Here is a 25690-nt window from a genome sequence, read left to right on the forward strand (position 1 = left end):
AACTTACCTGACCTCCGCCTCAGGCCAGGCCCCAGATGTCGTCCCTCTGGACGACTGAAATCGCGATGTGCTTGACGGTCGGCTGACTGCCGGGCCACCTAGCAGAAGCGAGCGGCGCAGGCCAAAGGGGGGGGCGAGTTGGTGACGTATGACCAAGTGACAATCATCACCATCCTTGCGGCGACTGTCGGACTGTTTCTGTGGGGCCGGTTTCGACACGACGTCGTGGCCCTGGCAGCTTTACTCGCATGTGTGGCGGCTGGGCTTGTCCCGAGTTCCTCGGCGTTCTCTGGCTTCAGCCACCCCGCTGTCATCACCGTCGCCTGCGTGCTTGTTCTGAGCAGCGCTTTACAGTCAACAGGTGTCGTGGACGGTCTTGTGCGGGTCGTTCTCCCCGGAGCTACCGGCCCCACTCTTACGATTGCGGCGCTGACCGGACTGGCAGCGGTCCTTTCCGGGTTCATGAACAATGTCGGCGCCTTGGCATTGCTCATGCCGGTGGCCATCCAGATAGCTGACCGACTGGCAGTACCACCCGGCAGGGTTCTGATGCCGTTAGCCTTCGGGTCAATTCTCGGGGGCATGACGACCTTGATCGGTACGCCGCCGAACCTCATCGTAGCGGGCTTTCGGGCAGAGGTGTCCGGGACCAGCTTTTCAATGTTCGACTTCGCCCCGGTCGGTGTTCCGGTAGCGCTTGTCGGTCTGGTTTTTCTGGCACTGATCGGCTGGCGTTTGGTACCCGGCCGACAGCGAAAAGGCACGGATGGCTTCGAGACCGGAGCATATTTCACCGAAGCGCGAGTGCCAGAGAAGTCCAAGGCAGCCGGGATGACGCTTCGAGAGATCGAGGCGGCACTTGATGGAGATGCACAGGTTGTCGGCCTTGTCCGACATGAGCGGCGCATCCCCGCCCCAAGTCCCTTTCAGGTCGTGAAAGGTGGTGACATCCTGATTGTCGAGGCCGAGCCTGACGCGCTTGCCGAAACACTTTCCCGCCTTGACCTCAAGCTCGAAGAAGACGTCAAGACATCAGCCCGGAAAGACATGGCCAAGGCCCCGGATCTTCCCGAGAATCCGGGCGACGCCATCGATCCACTGGAGGCGATCCAGTCCGAGGATATCGTCTTGATGGAGTTGGCTGTGCGTCCTCTGGCTGATCTTGTTGGCCGATCTGCGACCGACATCAATCTGCGCAAGCTTTTCGGGATCAATCTTCTGGCAATAGCGCGCGAAGGGAACAGGCCCACGGCACGCCTGCGATCCATGCCGATGCTGGCAGGTGATGTTCTCTTGATGCAAGGCACCCCCGAAGCGATATCCGATTTCGCCAATCGGTTCGGTTGCGTGCCGTTGGCAGCGAGACCGCTGCGAATTCCGGATCAGAGGAAGGCAATCCTTGCGTCAGTGATCATGCTTGCGGCAATAGGTGGCGCAGCCTTTGGCCTGGTTCCTGCCGCCATCTCTTTCGCAGCCGGAGTGGTAGGAATCGTCGTCGCTGGTGTTCTCCCCGCGCGTCGCCTGTATGACGCGATCGACTGGCCGGTCATCACCTTGTTGGCCGCCCTCATTCCCGTGGCCGGCGCCATGGCATCGACCGGGGCCGCCAACGTTATTGCAAATGGCTTGCTCACCTGGTTCACGGGAGGATCAGCCGTCGTTGCCCTTGTCCTGATCCTGATTGTCACAATGATCCTTTCAGACTTCATGAACAATGCAGCCACGGCGGCGGTGATGTGTCCCATCGCGCTTGGGGCCGCGCAGCAACTGGGCGTCAGCGCAGACCCCTTCCTGATGGCCGTCGCGGTTGGCGCTTCATGCGCATTCCTGACGCCCATCGGACACCAGAACAATACGTTGATCCTCGGACCTGGCGGGCTTCGCTTCGGTGACTACTGGCGCTTGGGTGTTCCGCTCGAAATACTCGTTGTGCTGGTCGGCGTTCCGATGATCCTTTTCGTCTGGCCGCTGTGACGCCCTGTTTTGCGCAAGAAGGTCTGACGCGCGAACACCGACGGTAGGCTTGTCCGCAATTGCAATCAGCAACAAGGACATAGCCGCTCCCAGTGTCATCCTGATCGGTGCGCCAACTTCAAAAGAAGCCCGTCCCGTCCGGCCCTTGCTGTCCATTGCGGCGCAAAGCCGCAGTGCAGAGTGCGCGCGGTTGTCTGTATTGCGCTTGCCTTCTTGCAAATAGTTCTCATTTACATTCTAACTTTGTCTGCATGAGGTTTGAAATGTCCCTGACCCGCCGGATCCTTTTGTTGTCTGCCACCGCAATGCTGATGCCATTGTCGGCATTTGCCGAAGACCGGCTCAAGGTCGTGACCACCTTCACCGTGATTGCCGACATGGCGCGCAATGTGGCCGGTGAGGGGGTCGAGATCGTGTCGGTAACCAAGCCGGGTGCGGAAATCCACGGCTATGAACCCACGCCGCAAGACATCGTTGCTGCGGTGGGGGCTGATCTGATCTTGTGGAACGGCCTTGGGCTGGAGCGGTGGTTCGAGCAGTTCCTGTCCAACCTTGGCCCTGTGCCGTCCGTCACACTTTCAGACGGGGTGGAGCCGATCTCGATCACCGGGGGGGAATATGAAGGGCGGCCCAATCCGCACGCCTGGATGGGCCTCGGGTCGGCGCTGGTCTATATCGACAACATCGAGGCAGCACTTGCCGCCGCTGATCCGTCCAATGCCGCGGCCTATGCCGCCAATGCCGAAGCCTACAAGGCGCAGTTGCAGGCTGAAATCGAGCCATTGAAGGACCAGTTGGCCAACCTGCCCGAAGCGCAACGCTGGCTTGTGACCTGTGAAGGCGCGTTCAGCTATCTGGCGCGTGACCTTGGTTTGCGGGAACTTTATCTCTGGCCGATCAATACGGATGCCACCGGCACTCCGCAGCAGGTGCGGACGGTGATTGACGGGGTGCGGGCGCATGACATTCCGGCGGTGTTTTGTGAAAGTACCGTTTCATCTGCCCCGGCCGAACAGGTGGCGCGGGAAACCGGGGCGGCTTTCGCAGGGGTGCTTTACGTCGACAGCCTGAGCGCAGAGGATGGCCCGGTGCCAACCTACCTTGACCTCTTGAAGGTCACCACCGAAACCATAGCCCGGGGTCTTGTCCCGGCGAACTGAGGCGGATCATGGACGGCAGCATGGGTGACAGCGGGGCAGGGGATGGCGACGGCATCCTTGCCGACAGCGTATTCGTCACCTACCGCAACGGCCTGACCGCCCTGCGGGACACCAGTTTTTCCATTCCGAAAGGCTCGATCACCGGGCTAGTGGGGGTGAACGGGGCCGGTAAGTCGACGCTGTTCAAGGCAATCATGGGGTTCTTGCCGTTGGCATCGGGGCGGATCCGGCTTCTGGGCATGCCGGTGCGCGATGCGTTGCGGCAAAACCTCGTCGCTTACGTTCCTCAGGCCGAGGAAGTGGACTGGACCTTTCCGGTGCTGGTCGAAGATGTCGTGATGATGGGCCGCTATGGCCATATGGGATTTCTGCGCCGCCCCTCGGCCACTGACCGCGCAAAGGTGGATGCGGCCCTTGCGCGTCTTGGCCTTTCCGATCTGCGTCAGCGGCAGATCGGGGAACTTTCCGGCGGCCAGAAAAAGCGCGTCTTCCTTGCCCGCGCGCTGGCGCAGGAAAGCCGGATCATCCTTCTGGACGAACCCTTTACCGGGGTGGACGTGACGACCGAGGAACAGATCATCGACCTGTTGCGCACCCTGCGTGACGAGGGGCATGTCATGCTGGTCTCCACCCACAATCTTGGCTCTGTGCCAGAGTTCTGTGATCGGACGATCCTGATGAAAGGCACGGTCCTTGCCTTTGGCCCGACCGAAACGATCTTTACCCGCGACAATCTGGAACGCACATTTGGCGGGGTGTTGCGCCATTTCACCCTTGGTGGCAGCGATCTGCACGACGATGAAGACGCGCGTGAGGTGCGGATCATCACCGATGACGAACGCCCCTTCGTGCAATACGGCCGCAAGGGCGACACCTGATGTGGGAGCCGTTTGCCTATGGCTACATGACCAACGCCATGTGGGTTTCGGCACTGGTTGGCGGAGTATGCGGGTTCCTTTCGGCCTATCTCATGCTGAAAGGCTGGTCGCTGATCGGTGACGCGCTTTCGCATTCTGTCGTACCGGGAGTGGCGGGGGCCTATATCCTTGGCTTGCCCTTTGCATTGGGGGCGTTCCTGTCGGGCGGGCTGGCCGCAGCGGCGATGCTGTTTCTGTCCTCACGGTCGGGTCTCAAGACGGATACGGTCATCGGCCTGATCTTTACCGCCTTTTTCGGACTGGGGCTGTTCCTGATCTCGATCTTTCCGACGTCGGTCAGCCTTCAGACCATCACCATGGGCAACATCCTTGCCATCTCGCCCGGTGACACGATGCAATTGCTGTTGATCGGAGGGATCTCGGCCGTCGTTCTCTTGGTGCTGTGGAAGGATCTGATGGTCACCTTCTTTGATGAAGCCCATGCCCGCACCATCGGCTTGCGGCCGGATCTTCTGAAACTGGTCTTCTTCACCCTTCTGTCGGCCTCGACCGTGGCAGCGATGCAGACCGTCGGAGCGTTTCTTGTGGTTGCGATGGTCGTGACGCCCGGCGCGACGGCCTACCTTCTGACCGACCGCTTCCCGCGCCTGCTGGCGCTTGCCGCCGGCATTGGCGCAGCCAGTGGCTTTGTCGGCGCCTATCTCAGCTACTTTCTTGACGGGGCGACGGGGGGCGTGATTGTCCTGCTGCAAACGCTTGCCTTTGCGTTGGCGTTCCTCTTTGCGCCAAAGCACGGGGTGCTTGCCGCGCGCCGCAGGGGCCGACAGCCGGACGCGCGTGGGGATGGCGGACGCGATCAGCGCAAGGAAGCCGCCTGATGCTGGAGATCGTCCTTTTCCCCTTCCAGTTTCCCTTCATGCAGAACGCTTTCTGGATCGCGCTGATCGTCGCGCCGCCTTGCGCGCTTTTGTCGTGCTTTCTGGTCCTGAAGGGCTGGGCGCTGATGGGGGATGCGGTCAGCCACGCTGTTCTGCCGGGGATCGTCATCGCCTATTTGGCAGGTCTGCCGCTTTTGATCGGTGCGTTTGTCGCGGGGCTGGGATCAACGCTTCTGACCGGGTTTCTGGCCGACAACAGCCGGGTAAAGCGGGATACGATGATGGGTGTGGTCTTTTCCGGCATGTTTGCGCTGGGCATCGTGATGCACACGGCCTTTCCGTCCGAACTGCACCTTGACCATGTCCTGTTTGGCAACATGCTGGGTGTGGGGGTGGCCGATATTGTCACCGCTGCGGTCATTGCGGTTCCGGTCACCGTCCTTCTGGCACTCAAATGGCGGGATCTGATGCTGCACGCCTTTGATCCGGCGCAGGCCAAGGTATCGGGGCTGCGGACCGGGGTGCTGCACTACGGGCTTCTGACGATCCTGTCGCTGACCATCGTCGCCACGCTCTCTTCGGTCGGGCTGATCCTTGCTATCGGTCTGCTGATCGCGCCGGGGGCGATCGCCTTTCTGACCAGCCGCCGATTTGGGGTGATGCTGCTGGTGGCCACTGCCGTCACGCTTGGCGCGATGCTGACCGGGGTCTGGGCCAGCTTCTACCTCGACTCGGCCCCGGCACCGACGATCATTCTGGTTCTTACCGGGTTGTTCCTGCTGGCGCTTGCCCGCCACAATCTGCGCACCCGCACCGGCTGAACGCCCTTTACGGGGCCACGCCCCGGCCCTTACCATGGGCGCGCACCTTGCCGGACCCTCACAATGCCCTTTGCGCCTTCTGCGCCCTCTGCCGCCGCCAATGCGGCCATCTGGTTCTCCACCGATGCCTTTGACCCCGCCAAGGGGATCAACGGGCGGCGCGTCGCCGGGGAAAGCTTTCTGCGCGGCTTTTTTGCCCATGCGGCGGTGGATGAATTCGTCAGCCTCGCCCACTCCAGCCTTGACCATGCCACCTTTGCCCAGATGGCCGAGGCAAGCGGGGTCACCCAGCCCTTGCGCAAGGTGTTCCTGCATGCCCCGGCCCGGATTGCCCCGCGTGATGTGGTCTTCTATCCGGCCCCCATCGTGCCAGAGGAGTTCTGGCGCCGGGCGCCGCATGGTGCGGCGGCATGGGCGCTTTGCGGCATAACCCATACCACCGCCACCCGTGCGGTGATGCAGTTGATCTTCGACATGCGCGCCGCGCCGCAAATGCCGTGGGACGCGATGGTCTGCACTTCGAACGCAGTCCAGCAGTCCTTGCGCACCTTGATGGAGCTTGCCGAGGATCATCTGGCAACACGCTTTCCCGGCGCGACCCTGCCGGCCAGACCGCTCTTGCCGGTCATCCCGCTTGGCGTGGACACCGAAGCCTTCCGGCCCGATCCCGCAGCAGGTGCCGCCCTGCGCGCCCGCCTTGGCCTTGGCCCTGCCGATATCGGCCTGTGCTGCATTGCCCGGCTGACGCCAGACCGCAAGTTCGATCCCTTCCCGCTGTTCCTGGCCCTTGAGGCTGCCGCCCCGGCCCTTGCCGCGCTGGGTGGACGGTTTCACCTGCTGCTTTGCGGTCAGTTCGCGGATCAGGACTTGCCCGGCACCTTTGCCAAGGCCGCGCGCCGTCTGATGCCGTCGGTCGGCTATCATCCTCTGGACGGTGGCAATGCGGCGGAACGCAGGGCCACGCTTTCGGGCAGCGACATCTTTGTCTTTCCGGTCGACAATTTGCAGGAAACCTTCGGGCTCGCTCCGGTCGAGGCGATGGCTGCGGGGCTGCCCGTCATCGTCTCGGACTGGGACGGGATGAAAGACACTGTCACGCCGGACGTCGGAGTCCGCATCCCGACCGAAATGCCGCGTGCCGAGGAGACGACCCATCTCAGCCAGCGTCTGCTTGGCGGAACCGACAGCTATTCGCAGTATCTTGGCCAGATGTCCGCCCTGACGCGGATCGACGTGGCGGCGCTGACCCGGGCAATCGTTGCACTTGGCAGCAACCGGGATCTGCGCGCCCGGATGGGGGCCGCGGGTCAGGCAAGGGCGCGGGCGCTTTATGATTGGCGCACGGTTATTCCGCAGATGCAGGCGCTCTGGGGTGAACAATCCGCCATGCTGGCCCATGCCCGTACCCGCGCCGGCCGGCTTGTCGCACCGGTAAACCCGGCTGGTTTGCCGGTCGGTCCGGCCCCCGGCGTGATGTTCGCAAGCTACCCCAGCCACCCGGCCCCGGACCGCATGACCCGCCGCCTGCGCGCCACCGACATCGGCATGCGCCCCGATGTCGCTGAAACCTTCGCCTTGCGCCGGTATGCCGCTTCGCGCCGACTGATCGAGGATCCTGTCCGCTTGCAGCGGATCCTCGCAGCCTTCGCCGCCACTGGCACGAGGGGTGCCACGATCCCCGACGTTGCCGCCCGGATCGACCTGCCCCCCGGCACCATCGCCCGTGCGGCGCTCTGGCTGTCGAAATATCATTTTCTGGAGGACTGCCCATGACCCGATCCATCCTGATCACCGGCGCAGGTGCCGGCATCGGCCGCGCGACCGCCCGCGCCTTTCTGGCCGCGGGCTGGGACGTGACCCTGCTTGGCCGCCGCCCCGGACCGCTGGAGGAAACCGCCGGGGGCCATCCCGCCCGGATCATTGCCTGCGACGTGGGCGACCCGGCCGAGGTCGAGGCCGCCTTTGCCCAGCTTGCCCGGCTGGACGTGTTGTTCAACAACGCCGGAATCTCGGCCCCCGCAGCCCCGATTGACGAAATTCCGGTTGAACAGTGGCTTGACCTTTGCCGCACCAACATCACCGGCATGTTCCTCTGCGCGCGTGCGGCCTTCGGACTGATGCGCCGACAGACCCCGCAAGGCGGACGGATCATCAACAACGGCTCGATTTCGGCGCATGTGCCGCGTCCGGGGTCAGCGCCCTACACGATGTCGAAACACGCCGTCACCGGTCTGACCCGGACGCTTGGGCTTGACGGACGCGCCTTTGACATCGCCTGCGCCCAGATCGACATTGGTAACGCGCTGACCGACATGGCCGCACGTTTCACCAAAGGAGTTCCGCAAGCCGATGGCAGTATTCGGCCCGAACCGGTGATGGATGTGGATCACGTTGCCCGGATGGTGCTGCATATGGCCAGCCTGCCGCTGGACGTGAACACGCCCTTTGTCACCATCATGGCCCGCGACATGCCCTTTATCGGGCGCGGTTAGGCAGGCAGGCCAGTACCACCCGTTCAGACTGCGCCGCCGTAAAGTTCCTGCAAAAGGCGCACCAATCGCAGCACCTTCTGATCCTGGATCGAATAATAGATCGCCTTGCCTTCACGCCGGGTGGCGACCAGCCCCTCCAACCGCAGGCGCGCAAGCTGCTGGCTTACAGCGGCCTGCCGCAGTTCAAGCAGGTTCTCCAGTTCGGTCACGGACCGTTCACCCGCCGCCAGATGGCACAGGATCATCAGCCGCCCCTCGTGGCTGAGCGCCTTGAGAAACGCCGCCGCTTCGGCGCTGCATTTGTGCATGGCCTTCGCGATCGCCGCGTCTGCGCCAGTCAGTAGCCCAGACACCCCGTCCACCGGTTCGATACGATCAAGCGACATGCGCTACTCCACTCAACTTTAGATTGAAATACGGTAGCATGACTTTTCTGACGTGGCGAGAGGGGCCTTGCTCACATGTCCGGTCAAATGCAACCTTCCGCCGAAGATGGGGCCAGATCCCGGCTAGGCAAGCCGACACGGGCGCCAGTCGGCCATAAAATGCGCATCAATGCGCGGAACCGCAACAAAGGACCACAGCCCGATCATGACTCGCCCGCTTGCCTTCACCGCCCCCGGCCGCTTTTGGCGCGGTAACCTGCACACCCATTCCACCCGGTCAGACGGTGTCCTTCCCCCCGAGGAGGTTTGCCGCCGCTACCGCGACGAGGGCTATGATTTTCTGGCCCTGACTGACCATTTCATCGGCAGCTACGGCTATCCCATCGTGGATACGCTGCCGATGCGGAACGACAGCTTCACCACCATTCTGGGGGCCGAACTTCATTCCGGTTCCATGCTGAACGGCGAGCTTTGGCATATCCTCGCCGTCGGCCTGCCTGCCGATTTCTCCCCCTCGGACAGCCCCGATTTCCACCCCAGGCCGGGGCAAGAGACCGGGGCCGAGATTGCCGCCCGCGCGGTTGCCGCCGGGGCTTTCGTGGCCGTGGCGCATCCGCAATGGTCGGGCCTGACGCTGGCTGACGCACGCACAATCACCGCCGCCCACGCGGTCGAGGTCTATAATCACGGCTGCGCCACCGGGTGTGACCGGCCCGACGGCTTTGCCATTGCCGATCTGTTGCTGACCGAAGGCCGCCGCCTTTCGCTGATCGCCACCGATGACGCGCATTTTTCGGAACCCGATCACTTTGGCGGCTGGGTCATGGTCAAGGCAGAGGAAAACACGCCGGAGGCGCTGCTTGCTGCGCTGAAGGCCGGGGCGTTCTATTCCAGTCAGGGTCCGCAGTTGCATGACGTGCGGCTTGAGGGCGATCATGTGGTGGTCGAAAGTTCAGCGGTGGTGTCGGCAGTCGCCATCGGTCACGGCACGGGGGCCAAGGCGGTGCATGGCCACAGCATGACCCGGTCCAAGGTGCCGTTGGCCCGGTTGAACAACAGCCCTTGGGTCAGGGTCGCGGTGATCGATGCGGCGGGCAAACGCGCCTGGTCAAACCCGATCTGGCGCTAAGGCATGGGGGGCAGATCCGCCCCCCAACGCTGCGGCTCAGTTCCCCAGAATGGCCGGCAAGCGCAGCCCATGTTCCCTTGCGCAAGCCACCGCCGTTTCATAGCCGGCATCGGCATGGCGCCACACGCCCGAGGCCGGGTCATTCCACAGCACCCGCTCGATCCGCTTTGCGGCCTCGGGCGTGCCATCGGCCACGATCACCACCCCGGCGTGCTGGCTGAACCCCATGCCGACCCCGCCGCCATGATGCAGGGAAACCCATGTCGCGCCCGAAGCGGTATTGACCAGCGCATTCAAAAGCGGCCAGTCCGACACCGCGTCCGAGCCATCCTTCATCGCCTCGGTCTCGCGGTTGGGCGAGGCGACCGAGCCGGAATCAAGGTGATCGCGCCCGATCACGATCGGTGCCTTCAACTCGCCCGAGGCGACCATCTCGTTGAACATGAGGCCGGCGCGGTGCCGGTCGCCAAGCCCGATCCAGCAGATGCGCGCGGGCAGGCCTTGAAAGGCGATCCGGTCGGCGGCCATGTCCAGCCAGCGGTGCAGGTGGGCGTTGTCGGGGAACAGCCGCTTCATCGCGGCATCGGTCTTCGCGATATCCTCAGGGTCGCCGGACAGGGCCACCCAGCGGAACGGGCCGATCCCCTTGCAAAAGAGCGGGCGGATATAGGCGGGAACGAAACCGGGGAAGGCGAAGGCATTCTCTAAGCCCTCCTCCTTCGCGACCTGCCGGATGTTGTTGCCGTAATCCAGTGTCGGCACGCCCGCGTTCCAGAAGCCCACCATCGCCTCGACATGGGCGCGCATGGAATGGCGCGCCTCGGTCTCGACCTCGGAAGGGTGGGTTTCCTGCTTGGCTCGCCAATCGGCGACGCTCCAACCCGCCGGGCAATACCCGTGCAAGGGGTCATGGGCGCTGGTCTGGTCGGTCACAATGTCCGGGCGGGGGCCGCCCGCCTGCATCCGGCGCAGAAGTTCCGGGAACACCTCGGCGGCATTGCCAAGAAGCCCGACCGACTTTGCCTCGCCCTTCGCCGTCCATTCGCCGATCATCGCCAGCGCCTCGTCCAGCGTGTGGGCCTTGGCGTCGACATAGCGGGTACGCAGACGGAAATCGATCCGGGTCTCGTCGACCTCGACGGCAAGGCAGCAGGCCCCGGCCATCACGGCGGCGAGGGGCTGCGCGCCGCCCATGCCGCCAAGTCCGCCGGTCAGGATCCACTTGCCGGTCAGGTTGCCGCCGTAATGCTGGCGCCCGGCTTCGGCGAAGGTCTCATAGGTGCCTTGCACGATGCCTTGGGTGCCGATGTAGATCCATGACCCGGCGGTCATCTGGCCATACATCATCAGACCCTTGCGATCCAACTCGTTGAAATGCGCCCAGGTGGCCCAATGCGGCACGAGGTTGGAGTTCGCGATCAGCACACGCGGGGCATCGGTATGGGTGCGGACGATCGCGACGGGGCGACCGGATTGCACGACGAGGGTCTCATCGGCCTCAAGGTCTTTCAGACCGGCGACGATGCGGTCAAAATCTTCCCATGTCCGCGCGGCGCGGCCGATGCCGCCATAAACCACCAACTCATGCGGGTTTTCGGCCACGTCAGGGTGCAGGTTGTTCATCAGCATCCGCATCGCGGCTTCGGTCTGCCAGCTTTTCGCCGTGATCTCTGTGCCGGTGGCCGGGTAGACATCGCGCAGGTTGTGGCGGGGGTTCGTCATTGTCAGGCTCCTTCGCTGGTGGAGACCCCGGGGGCGCTTCGCCCCCCGGACCCCCGGAGGATATTTGCGGACAGATGAAATCAGGCGAGGACGGGAAGCGGCGTGCCAGTCGCCTTGGAGAGCGTGCCTGCCGCCACAAGGGCGGCTGCGCGGGCAAGGTCGGGGGCAAGGTAGCGGTCGTCGGCCAAGGCGGGTATCTCTGCCCGGAAAGCCGCATGCGCGGCTTGCAGGGGGGGGGAGGTTCTGAGTGGCGCGCGGAACTCCACGCCTTGGGCCGCGCACATCGCTTCGACCCCGAGGATGACGTTGAGGTTCTTCACCATCCGTCCAAGCCGCCGCGCGCCATGGGCGGCCATGCTGACATGGTCTTCCTGATTGGCGGAGGTGGGGGTGCTGTCGATCACCGTCGGATGGGCGAGGTGCTTGTTTTCCGACATGAGGGCGGCGGTGGTGACTTCGGCGATCATCAGGCCGGAGTTGAGGCCGGGTCTTGGCGTCAGGAATGCGGGAAGATCGAAGCTGAGGGTCGGGTCAACCATCAACGCCACGCGCCTTTGCGCAATCGCCCCGATCTCGGCCAGCGCCATCGCGATCATGTCGGCGGCAAAGCCAACGGGTTCGGCGTGGAAGTTCCCGCCCGAGACGATCTGGCCATCCGACAGCACAAGGGGGTTGTCGGTGGCGGCGTTCGCCTCGATCTCCAGCGTCCGGGCGGCCATGCGCAGCACGTCCATCGCAGCCCCGGTCACCTGCGGCTGGCAGCGGATGCAATAGGGGTCTTGCACGCGGCTATCCCCGTCGCGGTGGCTTTCGCGGATCTCGCTGCCGGTCAGGAGCGCGCGCATCGCGGCGGCCGCGTCGATCTGGCCGGGCTGGCCGCGCAGGGCGTGAATCTCGGCTTCGAGGGGCGCGGTGGAGCCCATGATCGCATCGGTCGACAGGGCCGAGATCACCAGCGCTTCGCTTGCCGCCCGCCAGCCCTGAAACAGGCCCGCAAGCGCATAGGCGGTGGAAAACTGGGTGCCGTTGATCAGCGCAAGGCCTTCCTTCGGGCCAAGGGTGATTGGCGAAAGCCCTTTCAGCGCAAGAGCTTCGGCGCCGGGTTTGATGTGGCCGTCCACCACGGCCTCGCCATGGCCGATCATCACGGCGGTCATATGGGCCAAAGGCGCAAGGTCGCCCGACGCCCCGACCGAGCCTTGATCGGGAATCAGCGGGGTGACGCCATGGGCGAGCATCGCTTCCAGAAGCTCAGTCACCTCCGGGCGCACACCCGAAGCCCCACGGCCAAGCGACAGAAGTTTCAGCACCATCATCAGGCGGGCGGTGGGTTCCGGCATCGGATCACCCACGCCGCAGCAATGGCTGAGGATCAGGTTCTTCTGAAGTGTGGCAGTATCTTCCGGGGCGATCTTGACAGATGCCAGTTTGCCAAATCCAGTGTTCACCCCATAGACCGCCGCGCTGCCACCGGCGGCTTTGGCGATATGGGCGGCGGCGGTGACAATGCCGGGACGGGCGCGGTCATCAAGCTGTGCCGGAAGGGCCAGCCGCCAGATCCGTTCAAGCTGCGCAAGGGTGGTCTGGCCCGGAACAAGGATTTCGGTTGCGTGGGGTTCAGGCGTCAAGATGGCCTCCGAAAATGCGGGCGTGAAGGGGGGTGGCCCCGATGCGGTAGGACAGTTCCGCCGGGTGGTCGGCGTTCCACAGGCACAGATCGGCGCGCAGGCCCGGCGCGATCCGGCCCCGGTCGGCCAGTCCCAGCGCGCGGGCGGCATGGGCGGTGGTGCCAAGAAGCGCCTCTTGCGGTGTCAGACGGAACAGGGTGCAGGCCATGTTCATCGCCAAAGGCAGCGAGGCCATCGGCGAAGACCCCGGGTTCAGGTCTGTCGCCACCGCCATCGGCACGCCTGCCGCGCGCAAGGCGGCGATGGGGGGGCTTTGGCTTTCGCGCAAGGTGTAGAAGGCACCGGGCAGGATCACGGCGACGGTCCCTGCGGCGGCCATGGCGGCGATGCCTTCGGGCGACAGGTATTCAAGATGATCGGCCGACAGGGCTGCGTGGCGGGCGGCAAAACCGGCGCCGTGCTGGTCGGTCAGCTGTTCGGCGTGAAGTTTGACCGGCAGGCCAAGGCGCCTGGCTTCGGCAAAAAGAGGGGCAAGCTCATCGGTGGAAAAGGCGATGGTTTCGCAAAAGGCGTCCACCGCGTCGGCCAGCCCTTCGGCATGGGCCGCCCACAGCGAGGGGATGGCGACGTCCGCGATGTAATCTCTTGCCCGGCCAGCATATTCCGGCGGAATGGCATGGGCGGCAAGGTGGGTGGCGCGGATCGTCACCTGGCGCTGATCGCCGATCTGGCGCGCCGCGCGCAGCATCTTGATTTCGTCCGCCACGGTCAGGCCGTAGCCCGATTTCACCTCGATCGTGGTGGCGCCCGAGGCGATCATCTGGTCGATCCGGGGCAGGGCAGAGGCCAGCAGATCGGCCTCGGTGGCCGCACGGGTTGCAGTGACGGTTGACAGGATGCCGCCGCCCGCGCGGGCAATCTCGGCGTAGCTGGCCCCTTGCAGGCGCAGTTCGAACTCCACCGCGCGGTGGCCGGCATGCACGGCGTGGCTGTGGCAATCAATCAGGCCGGGGGTCACAAGGCGGCCCCGACAGTCAATGGAATCGGCTTGGGTCAGGGGGGCGGGCAGATCGGCCATCGGCCCGACCCAGACGATCCGGTCACCGTCAATGGCGACGGCGGCATCGGGGATCAGTCCGTAGCCGTCGGTCATCGTGGCGAGGGTCGCGTGGGTCAGCAGCATGGGTGCGGCCTTGCGTTATGGGTGATGTATTGGCTAATATGTATAGACATAAATCTTGTCAAGCGAGTCGCCATGATCCTGTTTGCCGAAACTGCCTTGCTGCCCGATGGCTGGGCGCGGGATGTCCTTGTTCGCATCGAAGGCGGGCGGATCGTCGAAGTCGTCCCCGGCGCGCCCCGCCAAGGCCCGGCTGTCGCCTGCCTTTTGCCCGCGCCGGTCAACCTTCATTCGCACACATTCCAGCGCGCGATGGCCGGAATGACCGAGGCGCGCACAGCCGGGCAGGACAGTTTCTGGACATGGCGGGCGCTGATGTATCGGTTCCTTGAACGCCTGTCGCCCGAAGACGTGGAGGCGATTGCCGCGCAAGCGATGGTCGAGATGGCCGAGGCGGGTTTTGCGGCGGTGTGCGAATTTCACTACCTGCACCACCCCGCAGGTGGCGGCACCTACGCCGACCCGGCCGAGTTGTCGGTGCGGCTTGCGGCGGCGGCGGCGACAACGGGGCTGGGCCTGACCCATCTGCCGGTGATCTATGAACAGGGCGGGGTCGATGGCCGGGCGCTGGCGGGGGGGCAGTTGCGCTTTGGCTCTCAACCCGAAACCTATGCCAAGGTGCTGGACGGCGCGGGCCGGGCATTGGCGGGGCTGCCCGATGCGCGGCTTGGCGTTGCCCCGCACAGTTTGCGCGCCGTCAGCCGTGGGACGCTGGCCGGGGCGGCGGACATGGTACCGGGCGGTCCTGTGCATATCCATATCGCCGAACAGGTGGCAGAAGTCACCGAGGTCGCGGCTGCATGGGGCGTGCGGCCCGTAGAATGGGCGCTGGCCAATCTGGCGCTTGACCGGCGCTGGTGCATGATCCACGCCACCCAGATGACGCCGGACGAAACCGCCGCGCTTGCCCGAACCGGGGCGGTGGCGGGGCTTTGCCCGATTACCGAGGCCAATCTGGGCGATGGCATCTTTGCCGCGCCGGGCTGGCTTGCGGAGGGCGGGGCCTTTGGCGTGGGGTCCGACAGCAATGTGCGCATCTCCTGGGCGGAAGAGCTGCGGCTTTTGGAATATTCCCAGCGGTTGCAGCATAAAGGCCGGGCGGTCATGGCGGATGCCGGGCGGTCCACCGGGCGGTTCTTGTGGGACGGTGCGGCCCGGGGTGGGGCGCAGGCGGCGGGGCGGGCCTCTGGCGCGATTGCGGCGGGCATGTGGGCCGACCTTCTGGCGCTTGATTGCGCGGATGTCCGGCTTGAAGGCCTTGCCGGTGACAGCCTGCTGGATGCCTTCCTTTTTGCCGGGCGCGACGGCCTTGTCACAGACCTTTGGTCTGCTGGCCGCCATATCGTGCAGGCTGGCCGTCACATCGGCCGCGACAGCATTGAGGCCCGCTTTCGGTCCACCATGCGCAGCCTGCGCGAGGCGCTTTAGATGCAGGGCTGGGAAGCGATCCGTGCAGAGGTTCTGCGCCGCATCCGGGCGCGCGAATGGCCGCCGGGTGGCCTGATCCCCGGTGAAGAGGCCCTGTCGGAAGAGTTTGGCGTCGCCCGTGCCACGGTGAACCGCGCCTTGCGCGATCTGGCCGAGGCAGGGGTGATCGAGCGCAAGAAACGGGCCGGCACAAGGGTTGCCGCGTTCCCGGTGCGTCGGGCAAGGCTGGAAATTCCGGTGATCCGGCTGGATGTGCTGGCGCGGGGACTTTCTTATGATTTCAAGCTTCTGGCCGACCGTATGGCCTCGGCGCCAGTGCCGGTGACAGCCCGGCTTGGCCTGCCGGAGGGCGCAAACCTGCGCTATCTGGAAACGCTGCATCTGGCGGGAGGGCGGCCCTATGTGCTGGAGACCCGCTGGCTGAACCCTGCGATCCTGCCCGATCCCGGCCCGGATTTCGCGCAGGAAAGTGCGAATGAATGGCTGGTGACCCATGTCAGCCTTGTGGCGGGTGATATCGCCTTTACCGCCGAAGCCGCGAACCCGCGCGAGGCCGAGGTGCTGGGCGTGCCGCCCGGCACCGCGCTGCTGGTGGCTGAGCGTACCACTCAAGGCACAAGCGGGCCGGTCACGCTGGTCCGGCTGGCCCATGCGCCGGGACACCGGGTGCAGATGACGTTCTGAGGTCTAGCCGAACTGCCGCCCGACCAGTTGCGTCAGCTTGCGGTGCAGCCTTGTGTGGCGGTTCCTCAGATGCATCGCGGTGTGGATCGGCTGCTGGATCACCGGTGCGTCGTTGATGATCCGAAAGCGCCCGGTATCCACCAGCATCCGCGCGGCATCCGGCATCACATAGCCCGACCCGCCCATCGCCAGCAAAAGTGCTGCAACGGCGGTGCTTTGCCCGACTGACAGCGGTGCCTCGGACAGTTCCGGCAGCAGGATCCGGTGAGTTCGTTCGAAAGCGGGCGAGAAATGCGCGAAGATCATTGTGGCGGGGTTCACCTCGGCCCTTGTGCGGGCGTCTGACGACACAAGGCGACAGGCGATTTCCCCGACAGAAGAAAAATGCAGGTCGGGGTGGGCCTTGGGCGTGAACAGAACCGCGAAATCGAGCGCCCCGGTCACAAGGTCGTTGCACATCTGGGTGGAATAGTCGGGTTCAATGTAGAACGCCGTCTGCGGCAAGGCCTGCCGGAAGGCCGCGACCAGCGGGCCAAGGGTCGCCGCTGCAAGGTCATTCTGGATGCCAAGCCGAAGCGTCAGCGCCGCATCGCCTGACGGCAGCACCGCACGCCGCGCCGCGATCCATTCCTGCCGCAGCATTCTCGCATGGGTCTCGAACCGCAGGCCTTCAGTCGTAAGGTCGGTCCCTGCGCGCGACCGGCGGAACAGCGTGGTGTCCAGCGCCTGCTCCAGCGTCCTTACCCGGGCCGACACGGTGGATTGCGTCACCCCCAGCCGGTCAGCGGTGCGGTTGAAGCTGCGGGTGTCCACAAGGTCAAGGAAGGTGTCGATGAGTTCTATCTGCATTCTCGGGCCATGCTTCCTGTGGCCGATCGCCGGGGGTTTCACACCCCCGGACCCCCGTGGGATATTTGGGGACAGATGAAATCTTCTGATCGGCTTTGTCGATCAATAGCGCAGTGATTGCCGAATTGAAAGCACGTCACGGAAGTCCGATAGTGCGCGCAGAAATGGGGAGGCGGTCATGGCGGAATTCGCAAGCGCGCGGGTGGTGATCATCGGGGGGGGCGCGGTCGGGGCCTCGGCGCTTTACCATCTGGCCAAGGCCGGCTGGACAGATTGCCTCCTTCTGGAAAAGAACGAGTTGACGGCGGGCAGCACATGGCACGCAGCGGGCAATGTGCCGACGTTTTCGTCCAGCTGGTCGATCATGAACATGCAGCGCTATTCGGCCGGCCTTTACAGGGGGCTGGGTGAGGCGGTCGATTACCCGATGAACTACCATGTCACCGGGTCGGTCCGACTTGGCCACAGCGCCGAGCGGCTTTTGGAGTTCAGGAAGGTCGCCGGCATGGGCCGCTATCAGGGGATGGAGCTTGATATCCTGTCACCTGAAGAGATCCGCAGCCGCTATCCCTTTGTGGAAACGCATGACCTGACTGGCGCGCTTTACGACCCCTATGACGGTGACATCGACCCCGCACAATTGACGCAGGCGCTTGCCAAGGGTGCCAGGACCATGGGCGCGCGGGTGGAGCGGTTCTGCCCGGTGACTGCCGCGCGCTGGACCGGGACAGAGTGGATTCTGTCGACGCCGAAGGGCGAAGTGCGCGCCGAATATGTGGTGAACGCGGGCGGCTACTATGCCGCGCAAGTGGGCGCGATGTTCGGTCGCCGCGTGCCGATGATGGTGATGAGCCATCAATACATGCTGTTCGACACGATTCCCGAACTCGAAGCCTGGACGAGGGAGGTCGGCCACAAGCTGCCGCTGCTCCGCGATGTCGACAGCTCCTACTATCTGCGGCAGGAAAAGATGGGCTTCAACCTTGGGCCTTACGAGAGCAATTGCCGTGCGCATTGGGCGACGCCGGATGATCCGTTCCCCGAGGATTTCAGCTTCCAGCTTTATCCCGACGACCTTGACCGGCTGGAATGGCACATCAATGACGCCATGGCCCGGGTGCCTTTGTTGGCGCAGGCAAACCTGACCAAGGTGATCAACGGCCCGATCCCCTATACCCCCGACGGCAACCCTCTGATCGGGCCGATGCCCGGTGTGCCGAACGCGTTCGAGGCTTGCGTCTTCACCTTTGGCATCTGTCAGGCCGGGGGCGCGGGCAAGGTACTGGCGGAATGGATCACCGAGGGCGCCACCGAATGGGACATGTGGTCTTGCGACCCGCGCCGCTTTACCGGCTGGGAGGATCACGACTACTGCGTCAAGAAGGGGATGGAGGTCTACGGCCACGAATACGCCATGCACTTCCCCCACCACGCCTGGCCCGAAGGCCGGATGAAGCGGCTGTCTGCGGTGCATGACCGGACAGCCGCCTTGGGCGCGCAGTTCGGGCCTTACAACGGCTATGAGCGCGCGCTTTGGTATGCGCGGCCGGGCGATGATACATCGGATGGGGCGCAACGCACTTGGGCGCGCAAAGGGCCGTGGTTTGGCGCCGTTGCCGATGAATGCGCTGCCGTCCGCGACGCCTGCGGCATCCTCGATTTGCCGGGCTTCAGCCGGTTCCGCCTGACCGGGGCAGGGGCGGCAGACTGGCTGACGGCCCAGATCACCGGCAAGCTGCCCGCCGTCGGGCGGCTGGGCCTTGCCTATTTCGCCGATGACAAGGGCCGGATCGTCACCGAGATGTCGGTGGCCCGCCTCGCTGACGACGACATCCTTCTGATCACCGCCGCTACCGCGCAACTGCATGACCTGGGCTGGCTGGAGCGTCACCTTGCCCCCGGCCTGAGGCTTGCCGATGTCAGCGCCGACTGGTCCTGCCAGATCCTGACCGGACCGAAAGCGCGTGAGGTCCTGCAAGCGGCGGGGGCCGGGGCAGACCTGACGAAGGGCTGGCTGACCCACCAGGCCGCCCGCATCGCGGGGCGTGAGGTGATGCTGATGCGCGTCTCCTTCGCGGGCGAGCTTGGCTGGGAAATCCACTCGCGCCTTGCCGACACCCCGGCTGTCTGGGATGCGGTGATGGCGGCGGGCGCCCCCCTCGGCCTCAAGCCGTTCGGGATGTTCGCGCTCAACAGCTTGCGCATCGAAAAGGGCTACCGGGCGTGGAAGGGCGACCTTTCGACCGATTACACGGTGTTGCAAGGTGGGTTGGAGCGGTTCATCGACTGGGCCAAGCCTGATTTCCGGGGCAAGGCGGCTTTGGCTGCGGAAAAACAGGCCGGGGTCACTAAGCGGTTCTGCACCCTTGTGATCGAGGCCGCTGAACATGACCCGCCCTACATGGCGACGATCTGGCATCAGGGGCAGGTGGTGGGCGAACTGACTTCGGGCTATTGGGGCCACCGCGTCGACGCCTGCATCGGGCTTGGCATGCTCAAGGCCGATCTGAACGTGGCGGGGCAGGAGGTCGAGGTTGAAATCTTCGGCCAGCGCTACCCGGCAACCGTCAAGGCCGATGCCCCGCTGTGGGATCCGAAGAACGAGCGGATCCGCGCATGACCGATCTGCCTGCCACCATGTCCGGCGTCCAGTTGATCGGCCATGGCGGACCGGAGATGCTGGTCTGGCGCGATGACATCCCCGTGCCGCGCCCCGGTCCGGGTGAGGTGCTGGTGCGGGTTCTGGCGGCGGGCGTGAACATGACCGACATCAACACCCGCAAGGGCTGGTATGGGGGCGAGGGGCGCGCGGCGGGCTGGTCCGGGCAGATGGGCTTTCCCCGGATTCAGGGATCAGATCTTTGCGGGCGGATCGTGGCGCTGGGGCAAGGGGTCGCTGGGCTGGCGCTGGGCGCGCGGGTGATCTGCCCGACCAACCAGCACGAACCGACGGCGGAAAACCCGATTGCCTTTGTGTCGATCGGATCGGAATTTGACGGGGCTTTCGCGCAATACTGTCTGGTCAAGACGCGGCATCTGCATGATGTCAGCGCCTCACCACTGACCGATATCGAGATTGGGGCGATGCCCTGCGCCTATGGCACGGCGCACAACCTGTTGACCCGGGCCGGCGTGGCGGTGGGCGAACGGGTGTTGATCACCGGCGCATCGGGTGGGGTGGGGTTGGCTGCGGTGCAACTGGCGCTGTTGCGCGGGGCCGAGGTGACGGGCCAGTGCAGCCTGTCAAAATCCGGCCCGCTTCGGGCGCTGAACGCCACGGTGCTGGCCCGTGACAGCCAACCGCGCGGCAACAGTTTCGACGTGGTGATCGACGTGGTTGGCGGCGATGGCTGGCAGGACAGGCTGGACGCGCTGCGTGCCGGGGGGCGCTATGCTACCTCGGGTGCGGTGGCCGGACCGATGGTCAAGGGTGATCTGCGCCGCATCTATCTGAATGACCTGACGATCTACGGCGCGACCCACCAGCCGCGTGAGGTTTTCGCCGGCCTTGTCACCATCATCAACACCGCCCGTATCCGGCCGGTGGTGTCCAAGACCTATCCCTTGCGCGATATCGCCCTTGCGCAGGCCGATCTGGCGGAAGGGCGCTACCCCGGCAAACTTGTCCTTGTTCCATCGGAGCCCGCACCATGACGATCCCCTCAAAAGCCCGCGCCGTCGTGATTGGCGGCGGCGTCTCGGGATGCTCGGTGGCCTATCATCTGGCCAAGGCGGGCTGGACGGATGTGGTGCTGCTGGAGCGTCGGAAGCTGACCTCTGGCACCACATGGCATGCGGCGGGGCTGATCGGGCAATTGCGCGGATCGGCCAACATGACGCGATTGGCCAAGTATTCCGCCGATCTTTATCGCGGTCTGGAGGCTGAAACCGGCGTTGCCACCGGGATGAAGCAGGTCGGTTCCATCTCGGTGGCGCTGACGGCCGAGCGGCATGAGGAACTCCTGCGTCAGGCCACCGTCGCGCGGATCTTCGACGTCGAGGTGCATGAGATCAGCCCGGCCGAGGCCAAGGCGAAATACCCCCACCTCAACATTGGTGGTGTGGTCGGTGCCGTCGCCCTGCCGCTCGATGGCCAGTGCGACCCGGCCAACATCGCGATGGCGCTGGCCAAGGGCGCACGGATGCGGGGTGCGAAGATCTTCGAAGGGGCGCTGGTCACCAAGATCACCACGGCCAATGGCCGGGTCACCGGGGTGGACTTCGAGACCGCCGAAGGCCCCGGCCATATCGCCGCCGATGTGGTCGTCAACTGTGGCGGCATGTGGGGCCGCGACCTTGCCGCGCAGAACGGCGTCACGCTGCCCTTGCACGCCTGCGAACATTTCTACCTGGTCACCGAACCCGTCCAGGGCCTTGGTGACATGCCGGTCCTGCGGGTGCCGGACGAATGCGCCTATTACAAGACCGACGCGGGCAAGATGATGCTGGGCGCGTTCGAGCCTGTGGCCAAACCCTGGGGCATGAACGGCATCCGCAAGGATTTCGAGTTCGACACCCTGCCCGAAGACTGGGACCACTTCATGCCCATCCTCGAGATGGCCACCAACCGCATGCCCCTGTTTGAAACGGCGGGCATCCACACCTTTTTCAACGGCCCGGAATCCTTCACCCCGGATGATCGATATTACCTTGGCGAGGCGCCCGAGGTGCAGGGCTACTGGATCGCCGCCGGCTACAACTCCATCGGAATCGTGTCCTCGGGCGGCGCGGGGCAGGCGCTCGCGCACTGGATCACCGAAGGCGAGGCCCCCTTCGACCTTTGGGAGGTCGATATCCGCCGCGCCCAGCCCTTCCAGAAGAACCGCCGCTACCTGAAGGAACGGGTCACCGAAACCCTGGGCCTCCTTTACGCCGACCACTTCCCCTATCGCCAGATGGCCACCGCGCGTGGCGTCCGCCGCTCCCCGATCCACGAACACCTGAAAGCCCGTGGTGCAGTGTTCGGTGAGGTTGCAGGTTGGGAACGCGCCAACTGGTTCGCGAACCCCGGGCAAGACCCCGAGTACCGCTACTCGTGGAAGCGGCAGAACTGGTTTGACAACCAGCGCGCCGAACACATGGCCGTGCGGGAAAGCGCGGGCCTTTTCGACATGACCAGCTTCGGCAAGATCCGGGTGGAGGGTCGCGACGCCTGTGCCTTCCTCAACCGGATATCGTCAGCGCAGATGGATGTGGAACCCGGCCGCATCGTCTATACGATGTTCCTGAATGAAAACGGCGGGATAGAGGCTGATCTTACAGTTTCCCGCCTCTCGGAAACCGCCTATCTGGCCGTTGTCCCCGGTGCCACCCTGCAACGCAACCTTGCCTGGATGCGCCAGCACGTCGGCGATGATTTCGCCGTCATAGCCGATGTGACCGCCGCCGAATCCGTCCTGTGCCTCATGGGTCCGCAGGCGCGCGACATCCTGGCCAGGGTCTCACCCAACGACTTCAGCAATGCCGCCCATCCCTTTGGCCAGGCGCGTGAAATCGAGATTGGCATGGGCCTCGCCCGCGCCCACCGCGTCACTTACGTCGGTGAACTGGGGTGGGAGCTTTACGTCTCTGCCGACCAGACCGCCCATGTGTTCGAGGCGATCATGGAAGCCGCCCCGGACCTCAAGCTTTGTGGTCTGCACACGCTGGATAGTTGCCGCATCGAAAAGGCCTACCGCCACTGGGGCCATGACATCACCGATGAAGACCATGTGCTGGAAGCCGGCCTTGGCTTCACGGTTTCCAGCAAGAAACCCGCCTTCATCGGCCGCGATTCCGTGCTGCGGAAGAAGGACGAAGGGGTCTCGCGCAAGATGCTCCAGTTCCGCCTGAAAGACCCCGAACCGCTTCTGTTCCACAACGAAGCCATTGTCCGCGATGGGAAAATCGTCGGCCCCGTCACCAGCGGCAACTACGGCCACTTCCTTGGCGGCGCGATCGGTCTGGGCTACGTCCCCGCCAAAGGCCAGACCGATGAGGACATCGTCGCCTCGCACTACGAGATCGAGGTAGCCGGCCAGCGGCATGAAGCCCTCGCCAGCCTCGCCCCGATGCATGACCCGAAATCCGAACGGGTCCGCGCATGACAATGGCCGCCCGGCATCAGGCGTTCCACGACCTGCACCAGCAGGGCTGTTTCGTGATCCCCAACCCTTGGGATCGCGGCAGCGCACGCATGATGGCCGCGCTTGGCGCCAAGGCGCTGGCCACCTCCTCGGCGGCGCATGCCTTCACCATCGGCCGCCCCGATCTGGGCGGCGTCACGCGCGATGAGGCCTTGGCCCACGCGCAAGACCTGATCGCCGCCACCCCTCTGCCGGTGTCGGGCGATTTCGAGAACGGCTTTGGCGACAGCCCCGATGACGTGGCCGAAACGGTGCGCCTGTCGGGTGAGGTGGGCCTGTCCGGCATCAGCGTCGAGGATACGCAGATGCAGCCCGGCAACCCCGCCTACGCCTTCGATCTGGCCGTGGACCGCATCCGCGCCGGGGCCGCCGCCGCCCGGGCGCTTGGCCGCCCCTTCATCTTTTGCGCCCGCGCAGATGGTGTCATGCATGGTAGCTACGATCTTGCCGAAGGCATCCGCCGCCTGCAGGCGTTTGAGGCTGCGGGGGCTGATCTGCTCTATCTTCCCGTCCCGCCGGGCAAGGCGGAACTCGCGCAAATCCTTGCCTCGGTGACCAAACCCGTCAACGCGCTGGCCGCCGGGCCGCTCAAATCGTCTACAGTCGCCGAACTGGCCACCATGGGCGTCCGCCGCATCTCGACCGGCAGCCAGATCGCGCGGGCCACCCATGCCATCATCCGTGACGCCGTGAACGCCATGCTGGGGGAGGGCAGCTTTGCCCCCCTGATGGCCACTGCCAGCGGTGACGAAATCGATGCACTCCTGCTCAAGGGATCAGACCAATGACCGACGTGACCGCCGATCTGGGCGATATCTGCGAACCCGCCCGCGCCCGCCGTTCCGGTGGCCGTACCGCCCGCGTGGCGATGCGCGCCGCCCCCCTTACGGATGAGATGCGCCCCGTCCGCCCCGGCCTGCCCGGCGGCCAGTACAAGCCCCTGACCGAGGCCGGGGTGCAGCAGATCCACGCCGCCGCGCTGGACGCGCTGGAACAGATCGGCCTTTCCCAGGCCCCGCCCTCGGGCGTGAAGCTCCTGACAGATGCGGGCGCGATCCTTGGCGATGATGGCCGCATCCGTTTCCCCCGCGCGCTGGTCGAGGACATGCTGAACATCGCCGCGCGCGACATCACCCTTCACGCCCGCGACCCAAGGCATGACCTGCACCTCAGCGGCTCGAACGTCCACTACGGCACTGCGGGCGCTGCGGTCCATATCGTGGACCCGATCACCAACGAATACCGCGAATCCACCGCGCAGGATCTTTATGACGCGGCACGCCTGGTCGATAACCTCGACAACATCCACTTCTACCAGCGCACGATGGTCTGCCGCGATGTGGTCGACAACAAGGAGATGGACCTCAACACCCTTTATGGCAGCCTTTCCGGCACCGTAAAGCACGTCGGCACCAGCTTCTCCGACCCATCGCACGTCGCCGATTGCTTCGAGATGCTGCACATGGTCGCCGGGGGTGAGGAACACTGGCTGGAGCGCCCCTTCGTGTCGAACTCCAACTGCTTCGTCGTGCCGCCGATGAAATTCGCGGAAGAAAGCTGCATCACGATGGAGGATTGCATCCGGCGCGGCATGCCGATGCTTCTGCTCTCGGCCGGGCAGGCCGGGGCCACCGCACCAGCCCCCATCGCCCTGACCATCGTGCAGGCTGTCGCCGAATGTCTGGCGGGGGTGGTCTATGTCAACGCGATCAAACCCGGCGCGCCTGCCATCTTCGGCACCTGGCCCTTCGTCTCGGACCTGCGCACCGGGGCAATGTCCGGTGGATCAGCCGAACAGGCGTTGCTGACCGCAGGTTGCGCCCAGATGCACCGCTTCTACGGCCTGCCCGGCGGGGCGGCTTCGGGCATCAGTGACTCAAAGCTCCCCGACATGCAGGCCGGGTGGGAGCAGGGCATCACCAACGCCCTTGCCGGCCTTGCGGGCCTGAACATGTGCTATGAGGCGGTTGGGATGCACGCCTCCCTCCTCGGCTTCTGCCTTGAATCGCTGGTGCTTGGCGATGACTTGCTGGGCCAGACAATGCGCCTTGTCCGTGGCATCGACGTAACCCCCGATTCGACATCCATTCAGGCGATGAAAGAGGTCTGCCTTGGCGGGCCGGGGCATTACCTTGGCTCTGATCAGACGCTGAAACTGATGCAGACCGAATACATCTATCCGGTGGTCGGCAACCGCATGTCGCCCAAGGAATGGATGGAGGCAGGCAAGCCCCTGTTGCTTGATGGGGCGATTGCCCGCAAGAATACAATCCTCGCCAAGGCCGGATGCCGCGTCGATCCCGAGATTGACGCCGCCATCCGTGCCCGCTTCAACATCTACTTCAAGTGAGGTCGC

At 64.7% G+C, this 25690-nt stretch carries 20 protein-coding genes; 15 read left to right on the top strand and 5 right to left on the bottom strand.

Annotated elements, in window-relative coordinates:
* The first annotated feature begins 141 nt into the window (after positions 1-141).
* The 7 genes from QUV21_RS02330 to QUV21_RS02360 all read left to right on the top strand — a co-directional run bounded on the left by QUV21_RS02330 (position 142) and on the right by QUV21_RS02360 (position 8203).
* The gene (locus tag QUV21_RS02330; protein ID WP_300852923.1) at positions 142-1974 is read left to right on the top strand and encodes an SLC13 family permease; all 1833 of its coding nucleotides are present in this window, start codon (positions 142-144) and stop codon (positions 1972-1974) included.
* Positions 1975-2237: 263 nt separating this feature from the next.
* Positions 2238-3134: a metal ABC transporter substrate-binding protein gene (locus QUV21_RS02335; protein WP_300852925.1), complete on the top strand. Its 897-nt coding sequence runs from the start codon at positions 2238-2240 to the stop codon at positions 3132-3134.
* Positions 3135-3142: 8 nt separating this feature from the next.
* Positions 3143-4012, top strand: coding sequence for a manganese/iron ABC transporter ATP-binding protein (locus QUV21_RS02340; protein WP_300852927.1), 870 nt, complete (start codon positions 3143-3145; stop codon positions 4010-4012).
* The gene (locus QUV21_RS02345; protein WP_300852929.1) at positions 4012-4890 is read left to right on the top strand and encodes a metal ABC transporter permease; all 879 of its coding nucleotides are present in this window, start codon (positions 4012-4014) and stop codon (positions 4888-4890) included. The genes QUV21_RS02340 and QUV21_RS02345 overlap by 1 nt, the downstream gene beginning before the upstream one ends.
* A complete protein-coding gene (locus QUV21_RS02350) occupies positions 4890-5711 on the top strand; it encodes a metal ABC transporter permease (RefSeq protein ID WP_300852930.1) in 822 nt (273 codons plus the stop codon). Before QUV21_RS02345 ends, QUV21_RS02350 begins: the two co-directional genes overlap by 1 nt.
* 63 nt (positions 5712-5774) lie before the next feature.
* Positions 5775-7484: a glycosyltransferase family 4 protein gene (locus QUV21_RS02355; RefSeq protein WP_300852932.1), complete on the top strand. Its 1710-nt coding sequence runs from the start codon at positions 5775-5777 to the stop codon at positions 7482-7484.
* Entirely contained in the window at positions 7481-8203 is a 723-nt protein-coding gene (locus QUV21_RS02360; RefSeq protein WP_300852933.1) for an SDR family oxidoreductase, read from the top strand. The genes QUV21_RS02355 and QUV21_RS02360 overlap by 4 nt, the downstream gene beginning before the upstream one ends.
* Positions 8204-8226: 23 nt before the next feature.
* Here the strand turns inward: QUV21_RS02360 and QUV21_RS02365 are convergent, their stop codons facing one another.
* Entirely contained in the window at positions 8227-8511 is a 285-nt protein-coding gene (locus tag QUV21_RS02365; protein ID WP_300853474.1) for a metalloregulator ArsR/SmtB family transcription factor, read from the bottom strand.
* A gap of 283 nt (positions 8512-8794) precedes the next feature.
* Here QUV21_RS02365 and QUV21_RS02370 point away from each other — a divergent pair, with 283 nt between their 5' ends.
* Positions 8795-9718, top strand: a complete 924-nt coding sequence (locus QUV21_RS02370) for a PHP domain-containing protein (protein WP_300852935.1) — start codon at positions 8795-8797, stop codon at positions 9716-9718.
* A 36-nt stretch (positions 9719-9754) separates the two neighbouring features.
* Here the strand turns inward: QUV21_RS02370 and hutU are convergent, their stop codons facing one another.
* The 3 genes from hutU to hutI all read right to left on the bottom strand — a co-directional run bounded on the left by hutU (position 9755) and on the right by hutI (position 14251).
* On the bottom strand, positions 9755-11440 hold the full coding sequence (hutU, locus tag QUV21_RS02375; protein ID WP_300852937.1) for a urocanate hydratase: 1686 nt from the start codon (positions 11438-11440) through the stop codon (positions 9755-9757).
* An 80-nt stretch (positions 11441-11520) separates the two neighbouring features.
* Positions 11521-13068 (bottom strand): histidine ammonia-lyase, encoded by a 1548-nt coding sequence (hutH, locus tag QUV21_RS02380; RefSeq protein ID WP_300852939.1) that lies wholly within the window; start codon positions 13066-13068, stop codon positions 11521-11523.
* Positions 13058-14251: an imidazolonepropionase gene (gene hutI, locus QUV21_RS02385; protein WP_300852941.1), complete on the bottom strand. Its 1194-nt coding sequence runs from the start codon at positions 14249-14251 to the stop codon at positions 13058-13060. The genes hutH and hutI overlap by 11 nt, the downstream gene beginning before the upstream one ends.
* Positions 14252-14323: 72 nt before the next feature.
* Between hutI and QUV21_RS02390 the strand changes: the two genes are divergently transcribed.
* Positions 14324-15676, top strand: a complete 1353-nt coding sequence (locus tag QUV21_RS02390) for a formimidoylglutamate deiminase (RefSeq protein WP_300852943.1) — start codon at positions 14324-14326, stop codon at positions 15674-15676.
* Complete coding sequence (locus QUV21_RS02395) at positions 15677-16360, top strand: GntR family transcriptional regulator (RefSeq protein WP_300852945.1); 684 nt, start codon at positions 15677-15679, stop codon at positions 16358-16360. It abuts the gene before it with no gap.
* 3 nt (positions 16361-16363) lie between these two features.
* Here the strand turns inward: QUV21_RS02395 and QUV21_RS02400 are convergent, their stop codons facing one another.
* Positions 16364-17209, bottom strand: coding sequence for a LysR family transcriptional regulator (locus tag QUV21_RS02400; protein ID WP_300852947.1), 846 nt, complete (start codon positions 17207-17209; stop codon positions 16364-16366).
* 178 nt (positions 17210-17387) lie between these two features.
* Here QUV21_RS02400 and QUV21_RS02405 point away from each other — a divergent pair, with 178 nt between their 5' ends.
* The 5 genes from QUV21_RS02405 to QUV21_RS02425 are packed head-to-tail and all read left to right on the top strand — an operon-like array spanning position 17388 to position 25684.
* Entirely contained in the window at positions 17388-19829 is a 2442-nt protein-coding gene (locus QUV21_RS02405) for an FAD-dependent oxidoreductase (RefSeq protein ID WP_300852948.1), read from the top strand.
* Entirely contained in the window at positions 19826-20863 is a 1038-nt protein-coding gene (locus QUV21_RS02410) for a zinc-binding dehydrogenase (RefSeq protein WP_300852949.1), read from the top strand. Before QUV21_RS02405 ends, QUV21_RS02410 begins: the two co-directional genes overlap by 4 nt.
* Complete coding sequence (locus QUV21_RS02415; protein WP_300852950.1) at positions 20860-23295, top strand: FAD-dependent oxidoreductase; 2436 nt, start codon at positions 20860-20862, stop codon at positions 23293-23295. The genes QUV21_RS02410 and QUV21_RS02415 overlap by 4 nt, the downstream gene beginning before the upstream one ends.
* Positions 23292-24122, top strand: coding sequence for an isocitrate lyase/phosphoenolpyruvate mutase family protein (locus QUV21_RS02420; protein ID WP_300852951.1), 831 nt, complete (start codon positions 23292-23294; stop codon positions 24120-24122). Before QUV21_RS02415 ends, QUV21_RS02420 begins: the two co-directional genes overlap by 4 nt.
* Positions 24119-25684, top strand: coding sequence for a trimethylamine methyltransferase family protein (locus QUV21_RS02425; RefSeq protein WP_300852952.1), 1566 nt, complete (start codon positions 24119-24121; stop codon positions 25682-25684). The genes QUV21_RS02420 and QUV21_RS02425 overlap by 4 nt, the downstream gene beginning before the upstream one ends.
* The last annotated feature ends 6 nt before the right edge of the window (positions 25685-25690 follow it).

This window comes from Tabrizicola sp., from assembly GCF_030373185.1.
GTDB lineage: Bacteria > Pseudomonadota > Alphaproteobacteria > Rhodobacterales > Rhodobacteraceae > Tabrizicola.